This window comes from Bradyrhizobium uaiense (genome assembly GCF_010811875.1).
Taxonomy (GTDB): Bacteria; Pseudomonadota; Alphaproteobacteria; order Rhizobiales; family Xanthobacteraceae; genus Bradyrhizobium; species Bradyrhizobium uaiense.
The window spans coordinates 1-9735 of record NZ_VKHP01000312.1; the positions used below are offsets into that span (position 1 = coordinate 1).

At 64.1% G+C, this 9735-nt stretch carries 10 protein-coding genes; 5 read left to right on the plus strand and 5 right to left on the minus strand.

The window, feature by feature from the left end:
• A partial coding sequence (locus tag FNJ47_RS41490; protein ID WP_163161997.1) for a peptidylprolyl isomerase occupies positions 1–715 on the minus strand: 715 nt, incomplete at its 3' end.
• Positions 716–1105: 390 nt separating this feature from the next.
• On the opposite strand from FNJ47_RS41490, the gene secA reads away from it, so the two are divergent.
• Positions 1106–3970, plus strand: a complete 2865-nt coding sequence (gene secA / locus FNJ47_RS41495; protein ID WP_163161999.1) for a preprotein translocase subunit SecA — start codon at positions 1106–1108, stop codon at positions 3968–3970.
• 51 nt (positions 3971–4021) lie between these two features.
• Here the strand turns inward: secA and FNJ47_RS51915 are convergent, their stop codons facing one another.
• Positions 4022–4243: a cupin domain-containing protein gene (locus FNJ47_RS51915; RefSeq protein WP_236000423.1), complete on the minus strand. Its 222-nt coding sequence runs from the start codon at positions 4241–4243 to the stop codon at positions 4022–4024.
• Between the two features lie 29 nt (positions 4244–4272).
• Between FNJ47_RS51915 and FNJ47_RS51920 the strand changes: the two genes are divergently transcribed.
• Positions 4273–4458, plus strand: coding sequence for a hypothetical protein (locus FNJ47_RS51920; protein WP_236000424.1), 186 nt, complete (start codon positions 4273–4275; stop codon positions 4456–4458).
• Between the two features lie 131 nt (positions 4459–4589).
• On the opposite strand, the gene FNJ47_RS41505 is transcribed toward FNJ47_RS51920, so the two are convergent.
• Together FNJ47_RS41505 and FNJ47_RS41510 are read right to left on the minus strand one after the other, a co-directional pair.
• Positions 4590–5024 (minus strand): VOC family protein, encoded by a 435-nt coding sequence (locus FNJ47_RS41505; protein WP_163162001.1) that lies wholly within the window; start codon positions 5022–5024, stop codon positions 4590–4592.
• Positions 5025–5208: 184 nt separating this feature from the next.
• On the minus strand, positions 5209–6177 hold the full coding sequence (locus FNJ47_RS41510) for a hypothetical protein (RefSeq protein WP_163162003.1): 969 nt from the start codon (positions 6175–6177) through the stop codon (positions 5209–5211).
• Between the two features lie 66 nt (positions 6178–6243).
• On the opposite strand from FNJ47_RS41510, the gene FNJ47_RS41515 reads away from it, so the two are divergent.
• Positions 6244–6522, plus strand: coding sequence for a metal/formaldehyde-sensitive transcriptional repressor (locus FNJ47_RS41515; protein WP_163162005.1), 279 nt, complete (start codon positions 6244–6246; stop codon positions 6520–6522).
• 18 nt (positions 6523–6540) lie between these two features.
• Here the strand turns inward: FNJ47_RS41515 and FNJ47_RS41520 are convergent, their stop codons facing one another.
• Positions 6541–6984, minus strand: a complete 444-nt coding sequence (locus tag FNJ47_RS41520; RefSeq protein WP_038387042.1) for a MarR family winged helix-turn-helix transcriptional regulator — start codon at positions 6982–6984, stop codon at positions 6541–6543.
• A gap of 178 nt (positions 6985–7162) precedes the next feature.
• Between FNJ47_RS41520 and FNJ47_RS41525 the strand changes: the two genes are divergently transcribed.
• Entirely contained in the window at positions 7163–8344 is a 1182-nt protein-coding gene (locus FNJ47_RS41525) for an ABC transporter substrate-binding protein (protein WP_163162006.1), read from the plus strand.
• Between the two features lie 126 nt (positions 8345–8470).
• Positions 8471–9655, plus strand: a complete 1185-nt coding sequence (locus tag FNJ47_RS41530) for an ABC transporter substrate-binding protein (protein ID WP_163162007.1) — start codon at positions 8471–8473, stop codon at positions 9653–9655.
• Positions 9656–9735 lie beyond the last annotated feature (80 nt).

Sequence of the window (9735 nt, forward strand, 5' to 3'; positions counted from 1 at the left end):
TTTCCTCGACCTTGATGATGTGCCAGCCGAACTGCGACTTGACCGGATCGGAAATCTTGCCCGGTTCCAGCGCGAAGGCGACTGCGGAGAATTCCGGCACCATCTGCTCCTTGGTGAAGAAGCCGAGGTCGCCGCCGTCGGAGGCGCCGGGATCCTTGGACTTCTTCTTGGCGAGCTCGGCGAAGTCCGCGCCCTTGTCGAGCTCAGCCTTGATCGCCTTGGCCTCGTCCTCGGTCTCGACCAGGATGTGGCGGGCGCGCACTTCCTGCTCGCCGGTGATCTGCTTGGAGGCCTCTTCATAGACCTTCTTCATGGCGTCGTCGGTGGTCGCGGCCTTGCCCTCGCTGGCGAGCAGGCTGTCCATCAACAGGCGGTTGCGGGTGAAGGCGAGCCGCTTCTTGAAGTCGTCATTGTTCTCGATCTTCTTGTCCTCGGCGGCCTTGGACACGATCTTCATGTCGATCAGGAAGGACAGCACGTTGTCCTTCTTGGTCGCCGGGTCCATCTGCGCCAGGCTCGGGCCGAGTTCCTCCTCGGCGAGCGCCACGTCGCTGGCGTGGATCTCGGAACCGTTGACCTTCGCCAGCACCGGGTCGGATTCCGCGGCGCGGACCGGAAGGCCGGCAGCCAGCACTGCGACAAGACAGCCCGTGGCGGCCAGGGTGGCGAGGCCGAGGCGCAGGCCGGTTTTGGTTTCCGGGGGCGAGGTGGTCATGCAAAATCCTTGTCTCAAAGGGGGGAAGCTCGAGCGGGGCGGACACTCGCCCAATCGTGTTACATTGGCAACGCGAAAGTCTTGTCAAAATGATGAATTCCTTGACATCTTGGCGGCGTTGACAACCCCCCGACCGGGCCATATCTCTGGCCGACCGTGTCGGCGGCGAGAGCGCTTATTTTGCTGCGTTTTTCGCCGTTGAACCCAGGATGGCCTGTTTCCCACTCAATTGGCGGAGGAGCCCCTGGTCGGGGCTCGAACCGTAGCGCGTCACAGTGAGTTGATAGGCGATCCGGTGGACCATCTCAGGCTGTATTCCAAGACTGAACTTCAAGACAACTTCAAGACCGAACCAAGACTGAACTCGAGACCGAAGAACAGGAATTTCGCATGATCGGCGCGCTCGCCCGCAAGTTTTTCGGCTCCGCCAACGACCGTCGGGTCAAGGGTTATCAGTCCCGCGTCAGCGCCATCAACGCGCTGGAGCCCGAGCTCATCAAGCTCTCCGACGAGGAGCTCAAGGCCCGCACCGCCGAATTCAAGCAGCAGCTCGCAAGCGGCAAGACGCTCGACGACATCCTGGTCCCGGCCTTCGCCACGGTGCGCGAGGCGGCCAAGCGGACGCTCGGCCAGCGCCATTTCGACGTCCAGCTGATCGGCGGCATGGTGCTGCACGAGGGCGACATCGCCGAGATGAAGACCGGTGAAGGCAAGACGCTGGTCGCGACCCTTGCGGTCTACCTCAACGCGCTCGCCGGCAAGGGCGTTCATGTCGTCACCGTCAACGACTACCTCGCCCGCCGCGACTCCGGCTGGATGGGCCAGATCTATGCGTTCCTCGGGCTGACCACCGGCGTGATCGTGCACGGCCTCGACGACGCCGAGCGCAAGGCGGCCTATGCCTGCGACATCACCTACGGCACCAACAACGAATACGGCTTCGACTATCTGCGCGACAACATGAAGTACCGCCTGGAGGACATGGTCCAGCGCGAGCACTTCTACGCGATCGTCGACGAAGTGGACTCGATCCTGATCGACGAAGCGCGCACGCCGCTGATCATCTCCGGCCCGCTCGACGACCGTTCGGATTTCTACAACACCATCGACACCTTCATGCCGAAGCTCGTCAAGAAGGACGACTACGAGGTCGACGAGAAGCAGCGCACGGTGACGCTGACCGAAGGCGGCATGGAGAAGCTCGAGAACCTGCTGCGCGACGCCGGCCAGCTCAAGGGCGACTCGCTGTACGACGTCGAGAACGTCTCCGTTGTGCATCACGTCAACCAGGCGCTGCGCGCGCACACGCTGTTCACGCGCGACAAGGACTACATCGTTCGCGATGACGAGGTCGTCATCATCGACGAGTTCACCGGCCGCATGATGCAGGGCCGGCGCTATTCGGAAGGCTTGCACCAGGCGCTGGAAGCCAAGGAACACGTCACGGTCCAGCCCGAGAACCAGACGCTGGCCTCGATCACCTTCCAGAACTATTTCCGCATGTACCAGAAGCTGTCCGGCATGACCGGCACGGCGCTGACCGAAGCCGACGAACTGTTCGACATCTACAAGCTCGAGGTCGTGGAGATCCCGACCAACCTGCCGGTGGCGCGCCTCGACGAGGACGACGAGGTCTATCGCACGCAGAACGAAAAGTACGGTGCGATCCTCGCCGAGATCGAGCGCGCCAACAAGCGGTTGCAGCCGGTGCTGGTCGGCACGGCGTCGATCGAGAAATCGGAAGTGCTGGCCGAGTATCTGAAGAAGCACGGCTACAAGCAGATCGATTTCACCTCTGAATCCGGCATGGAGAAGCTCTATGCCGCGGCGCGTGCGGGCAAGCCGGCGAAGCTGTTCGCGGTGCTGAACGCGCGCTTCCACGAGCAGGAAGCCTACATCGTCGCGGAAGCCGGCGTGCCGGGCGCGATCACGATCGCGACAAACATGGCCGGCCGCGGCACCGACATCAAGCTCGGCGGCTCGCTCGAGATGCGGATCCAGCAGGAGACCGCCGCCATCACCGACGAGGCCGAGAAGGCCAGTAAGATCGAGCAGATCAAGGCCGACATCGAACGCTTCCGCGAGATCGTGCTGAAGGCGGAAGAGGATTTCGAGACCGAGCCCGCCAAGGGCAACAAGCCCGCCAAGACGGTGAAGAAGCCGGGCGGCCTCTACATCATCGGCTCCGAGCGTCACGAATCCCGCCGCATCGACAACCAGCTGCGCGGCCGTTCCGGCCGTCAGGGCGACCCCGGCCGTTCGAAATTCTTCCTGTCGCTGGAAGACGACCTGATGCGCATCTTCGGCTCCGACCGGCTCGACAGCATGCTGCAGCGGCTCGGCCTGCAGGAAGGCGAAGCCATCATCCATCCCTGGATCAACAAGGCGCTCGAGAAGGCGCAGCAGAAGGTCGAGGCGCGCAACTTCGACATCCGCAAGAACCTGCTCAAGTTCGACAACGTCCAGAACGACCAGCGCAAGGTGATCTTCGACCAGCGCGTCGACCTGATGAAGGACGACAGCGTCGTCGAGACCGTGACCGACATGCGCCATGCCTTCGTCGAGGACGTGGTCGCCAAGCACATCCCCGAGCACGCCTATGCCGAGCAGTGGGACACCGCGGGCCTCAAGGAAGAGCTGAAGCGCGTGCTCGATGTCGATCTGCCGGTCGACGAATGGGCCAAGGAAGAGGGCATCGCCGACGAGGAACTGCTCAACCGCATCGAGACCCATGTCGACGAGCGGATGGCGGCGAAGGTCGCGCAATGGGGCCCCGACGTGATGCGTTACGTCGAGAAAACCATCCTGTTGCAGACGCTCGACCATCTCTGGCGCGAGCACCTGATCATGCTCGACCATCTGCGCCAGGTGATCGGCCTGCGCGGCTACGGCCAGCGCGATCCGTTGCAGGAGTACAAGACCGAGGCCTTCAACCTGTTCCAGGAGATGAGCGCGCATCTGCGCGAGGCGGTCACCGCGCAGCTGATGCGGGTCGAGATCGTCCCGCCGGACGAGCCGCCGCAGCCGCTGCCGATGATGGAAGCGCACAAGCTCGATCCCAACACCGGCGAGGACGAGTTCGCACGCGCCAGCCTCACCGAAGCGACCTACGCCCAGGCCTCGCTGGCGCCGGCAATGTCCGCCGCCGACCGCAATCCGAACGATCCCACAAGCTGGGGCAAGGTCGGCCGCAACGAGGATTGCCCTTGCGGGTCAGGCAAGAAGTACAAGCATTGCCACGGGCGGTATGCCTAGGAAGCGACTTCAACGAGTTGGGCGTATTCGCTCGATCGCCGTTTGACGATGCTATTTCGGGGTGTCGTAGAGTGGCTTGCCCTTGTCGACGACATGGACGGTCAGCAGCTTGATCGTCTTGTCACCGACGACCTTGAACGCGCCGTGCGGTGTATCCCGTACGTTCAAGCCAACGGCGCCAGTCGGGACGGGCATCTGCTTTCCGTCTGGCAGTTCGATCGTGCCGCCTTCGAGGAAGTAATACGACTCGTCGCCGTGGTGGATGTGAAGCATTGAGGGTGTCACCGGGCTTCAGCTCGCTGATGCTCGTGATGACCTCCATATTCGTCCCGGTCAGGTCGCCACGCTTCAGTTCTTTGCGAAACGGCGAGTCCTGCGCGCTCGCCGACGTGACCAGCATGGCAGCCAAAGCAATTCCGATTATTGCCTTCATGGAAATCGTGCCTCCCCTGAAAATGGCATCAAGTAACGCCACCCAGCTTCTTTGAAATTTCGCCGGCCGACAAGATTGTTGGCGTGGCCCGGTGCATGTCGCACCGCAAACGCGGTCCGGTTTTCACGAGAGGGCTTGATCGCGACACGGCGGACCATTGGCCCGCCCGTCAATCGCGCATCGCCGTCACCCGGCATACGCTCGATCGAGATCGGCGATCACGATCTTCTGCATCTTCAGCATCGCCTGCATGACGCGATCGGCCGCCTTGCGGTCGGGATCGCTGAGGTAGCGGCTCAGCGCCGTCGGGATCACCTGCCAGGACAGGCCGAAGCGGTCCTTGAGCCAGCCGCAGCGCGATTCCTGGCCGCCGTCGGTGAGCTTGCCCCAGAAATAATCCACCTGCTCCTGGGTCTCGACGCTGAGGAAGAACGACACTGCCTCGTTGAACTTGTGCTGCGGCCCGCCATTGAGCGCATAGAACCGCTGCCCCTCGAGCTCGAAGCTCGCCATGAAGTCGCTGACGGTCTCGATCTCGGCGTTCGGAAACACCGATTTGTAGAAGGTGACGGCATCGCGGACGTTGTTGTCGAGCCACAGGAACGGCGTGATCGAAGTCATGGGCGGAGTCCTTGTTGACCGGGAGGGGACGGACCTTCGCGCCGGAGTGCGAAGGCGATACCACGGACGGGCCCAGGGCGGGCAGGGGTTCGTTCGCGGCGTTCGCTCCTGAGGACGAACCGGCAAGCGCGCGTCCGACATTGGCCGGTCGGTTTTTCTGGCGGTTCGCGGCAAGGCCAAGGCGCTACCACGCGATCTGGCTATGTGCGGGCCGGTCGGTGAGGAGCGGCTTGCCGAACAGCGAAGGCACGAGGTCGTCGAGGAAAAGCAGCAATTGGGCCCGGAAGCCCGGTCCGGTCCCGCCGGCGCGGTTGAGCGGGATGATCGCCTCGGCCTCCACCTGCCAGGTCACGGCGACATAGGCAAAGCCCGGGTTCGCGGTCGCCGCCGTCGTCTGGCCGCGGGGGCTGTCGAACCTGAACTCGACCAGCGGAACCAGTTGATTCAACGGTTCATCCTTGGGCGGCCCGCCGTCGAAGCGCTTGGTCAGATAGAGCGTGCTGTACTGGACCGAAAAGCCCCAGTGCAGGGTCTCGACGGCCGGGGAGAGAACGGTGTCGAACCGGCCGGTGACCGGATTGGGCGCCAGCGCCATGCCGCCGGAGCCGATCGGAACCTCGTCGACGACCGCGGCCGTGACGGCGAATGGCCGCATCCACGACAGCGAATCCGGGAGATCGCCAAACCCCTTGCCGAAGAAGATGCCGGGTTGAATCGTGTCGGGCGCATCCGCGCCGATCGCCACCGCGCCGGAATGACCAATGCCCCAGGCGAGGCCAATCGAGACCAGCATCTCGTGGCGGTTGTCGCGATAGGCCTCGTATTTGAGACCGATATTGGTCTTGTCGAAGCCCAATGTGCGGCCGGTCGGCCAGTTCTGATGGACCCACGAACTGTCGACGGTGAAAGCGAGGCTCGGCGTGAGCAGCCGGGCGAAGGCCCCGTTGATGCGGTTCTCGACGACGTCGCTGCCCTGCGCGGGGAAACCGAGATAGTTGAAGTTCGGCAGGATGAGTTCGTCGGCAACGGCCGGATCGTCGATGGTCATGGTGCCGGCGAAATAGCGGTTGCCGGCGATGCCGTGCGCGCCGGCCGATTGCGCCCATAACATCGGCACGATCAGGAGGGCGCCGCTGCGGCATATCGGCTTCATCGACATCATTTCGGCCGGACTTTTGCCGCTTGCTCAATATAGGGTACCCCCCTATATTAGATCGTCATGTCGCACACGATCAAGAACAAGTCGAAGCTCGTCGGCCGCATCCGGCGCATCAAGGGGCAGGTCGAGGCGGTCGAGCGTGGGCTCGAATCCGAGCTCGGCTGTGCCGACGTGCTGATGCTGGTCGCCTCGGTGCGGGGGGCCGTGAACGGACTGACGGCCGAGCTGCTCGAGGAGCATATCCGCCATCACGTCGTCGATCCCGCGCATGAGAAGGACCCCGCAAAGGCCCAGGGTGCCGCGGATCTGATCGACGTCGTCCGCACCTATCTCAAGTGAACGCGACCAGAGGCGGCCTCAGTTGGCGCTGCCGATCAGGCTTTCCAGCAGGCGCTTGAGCTCGGTGGTCGACTTGTCGCCATAGCTCTCGACGATGTGCTCTTCCTGGCTCACCGCCAGCGAGTTCAGCCGCCGGCACAGCGCCTTGCCGCGGTCAGAGACAAACATCAGCACCTTGCGGCGATCCTTCGGATCCTGCACGCGATAGACCAGTGCGTCCGACACCATGCGGTCGATCATCTTTGTCAGCGTCGGATGGTTGAGCAGCACCGCATCCGCAAGCTCGCCCATCGAGTGGCCGTTGCCGTCGGAAAGCACTTTGAGGATGCGCCACTGCTCGACCGGTACGCCTTCCTTGGCCAGCCGCGTCTCCAACTGTCGGTTGATCTCCCGGTTGGCTTGCGCGAGCAGGTAGGTGAGGTGTTCGGTGATCGGGGAATTTTCTTTCGGCGGTTTAGCCACGGCGTGAGACCTGGTTCCTGACCCGGTGAATGAATGTCCGGCAACTCATGCCATTTCTATATGCACTTCAATTGTTGAATATTCAATATTTTCCCCTAGGATATTCCCCCAACCAAAGGGCGGATGCCGCAACCGCCCGCTGGCTGCGTTGCGTATTGCTTCCCAGACAGGAGTTGGCGTGCTCTCGACGGTCTCTTACCAGGCGCATGGCGGCTTGCCCGTCGCGCCGCCGCACCTGTTTCGAAGCCCGTCGTCCTGTGCGGCCGATCTCGCTTTGACCGTCAAACCGGGCTCCTCGCGCCGTGGCGGCACCGACAGCAAGCTCAGGATCGGCAATTTCATCACCTTCTCCGGCGCGCCCGGGATCTGGGGGCCGATCTCGGCCAACAGCGTCATGCTGGCGGTCGACGAGATCAACCGGCGCGGCGGCATCCGCGGCCGCGAGGTCGAATTGTCGATGTACGACGCCGGCGGTCCGATCGAGGAGGTGGTGCGCCGCGCCGAGCGGGCGATCGCCTTCGACGAGGTCGACGTGATCATGGGCTCGCATATCTCGGCGGTCCGCCTCGCGCTGCGCAAGGTCACGGCCGGCCGCATCCCCTATGTCTACACGCCGGTCTATGAGGGCGGCGAGCGGACGCCCGGGGTGATGGCGATCGGCGAGACGCCGCGCGCCGAAAGCCGGCCGGCGATCCATTGGCTGACCGACGTCAAAAAGGCGCGGCGCTGGTATCTGATCGGCAGCGACTATGTGTGGCCCTGGCAATCGCATCGCGCGGTGAAGCGCTACATCAAGGAGGCCGGCGGCCAGGTGGTCGGCGAGGAATTCGTCCCGCTCGGGGAGGACGATCACGAGCCGCATCTGGCGCGGATCCGCGCCGCCAAGCCCGATGTCGTGCTGATCACCCTGATCGGCACCGACAGCATCACCTTCAACCGCGCCTTCGCCGAGGCCGGGCTTGCCGCCACCACGCTGCGTTATGCCGGCGCGATGGACGAAACCGTGCTGCTCGGCATCGGGCCGGACGCAACGGAGAATCTGTTTTGCGCCTCCGGCTATTTCGGATGCGTCGATTCCCGCGCCAATGACGAGTTCCAGACCAGCTATCGCGCGATGTTCGGGGCGCATGCGCCGCCGATCGGCTCGGTCGGGCAGTCCAATTACGAGGGGATGCGCTTCCTCGAAGCGGCGGCCAACCGGGCTCGCTCGCTGTCGCTGGGGCCGTTATCGGTCGCGGCGCGCAACGTCGTCTATGCCGGTGCGCGCGGCACCGTGACCATTCGCGACGGCCGTGCCGAAATGCCGATCTATCTTGCCGAAGCCGACGGTCTCGACTTCAATGTGATCAGGACGATCTAGAAGCGTTCTCGAGCGAAGTGGATACCGGTTCGCGTGAAGAGAACGCGCCAAAGTAGAAGCTAATGGCACCGTCGCCCGCGAGGGCGATGCCGTGGGGCGGCGTGCCGGAGCCAGACAGGAGCAGGTGTGCATTCGACGCTCAACGTCACGGCAAGAAACCTCCCGTTCCCGCCGTCCCTGCTGTTCAGGAACCTGGCGTCGGCGGCGTCGGATCGCGTGCTTGCGCCGATGGATCGTGGCGGGTTCGGTCCGCGCGGCGCGCGCAACCGGCTGCGGATCGGTGGCTTCGTCTGTTGCTCCGGTTCACCGGGGATGTGGGGCCCGGCCGCGACCTCGACCGCGCAGCTCGCCGTTGCGGAGATCAACCGGCGCGGCGGCATCCTCGGCCGTGAGATCGAGTTCCAGGTCTACGACGCCGGCGGACCGATCGACGAGGTGGTCGACCGCGCCGAGCAGGCGATTGCGTCCGACGAGGTCGATCTCATCATGGGCATGCACACCAGCGCAGTCCGTGTCGCGCTGCGTGGCCTCATCACCCGCAGCAGAATCCCCTACATCTACACGCCGGTCTATGAGGGCGGCGAGCGGACGCCGGGCGTGATTGCGATCGGCGAGACGCCGCGCTGGCAGAACCGGCCGTCGATCCACTGGCTGGCCGAGGCCAAGCGCGCCTCGCGCTGGTACCTGATCGGCAGCGACTACGTCTGGCCATGGCAGTCGCACCGCGCGGTGAAGCGCTACATCAAGGAGACCGGGGGCCTCGTGGTGGGCGAGGAGTTCGTGCCGGTCGGCGAGGACAATCACGAGGCGCATCTGGAGCGGATCCGCGCGGCGAAGCCGGATGTCGTGCTGATCTCGCTGATCGGCACCGACGGCGTGACCTTCAACCGCGCCTTCGCCGATGCCGGGCTTGCCGCCACCACGCTGCGCTTTGCCGGCTGTTTCGACGAAACCGCGCTGCTCGGCATCGGAGCAGACAAGACCGAGAACCTGTTCTGTGCCTCCGGCTATTTCCCCTCGGTCGGCTCGCAGGCCGGTGACGATTTCAGGGACCGCTATCGCGCGATGTTCGGGGCGTTCGCGCCGCCGGTCGGATCGTGCGGCGAGTCCGCCTATGAAGGCTTCTGTCTGTTGGAGGCTGCCGCCAACCGTGCCGGTACGCTGGACACGCGGCCGCTGCTCGCGGCCGCCGACAACCTCGTCTATCGCGGCCCGCGCGGTCCGGTCACGGTGCGCAGCGGCCATGCCAGGATGCCGATGTATCTTGCGGAAGCCGATGGCCTCGACTTCAGGGTGATCAAGGCGATTTGAGTCTTCTTCTTCACCTCTCCCGCTTGCGGGGGAGGTCGCATTGCATCGAAGATGCAATGCGGGTGGGGGCTCTCTCCACG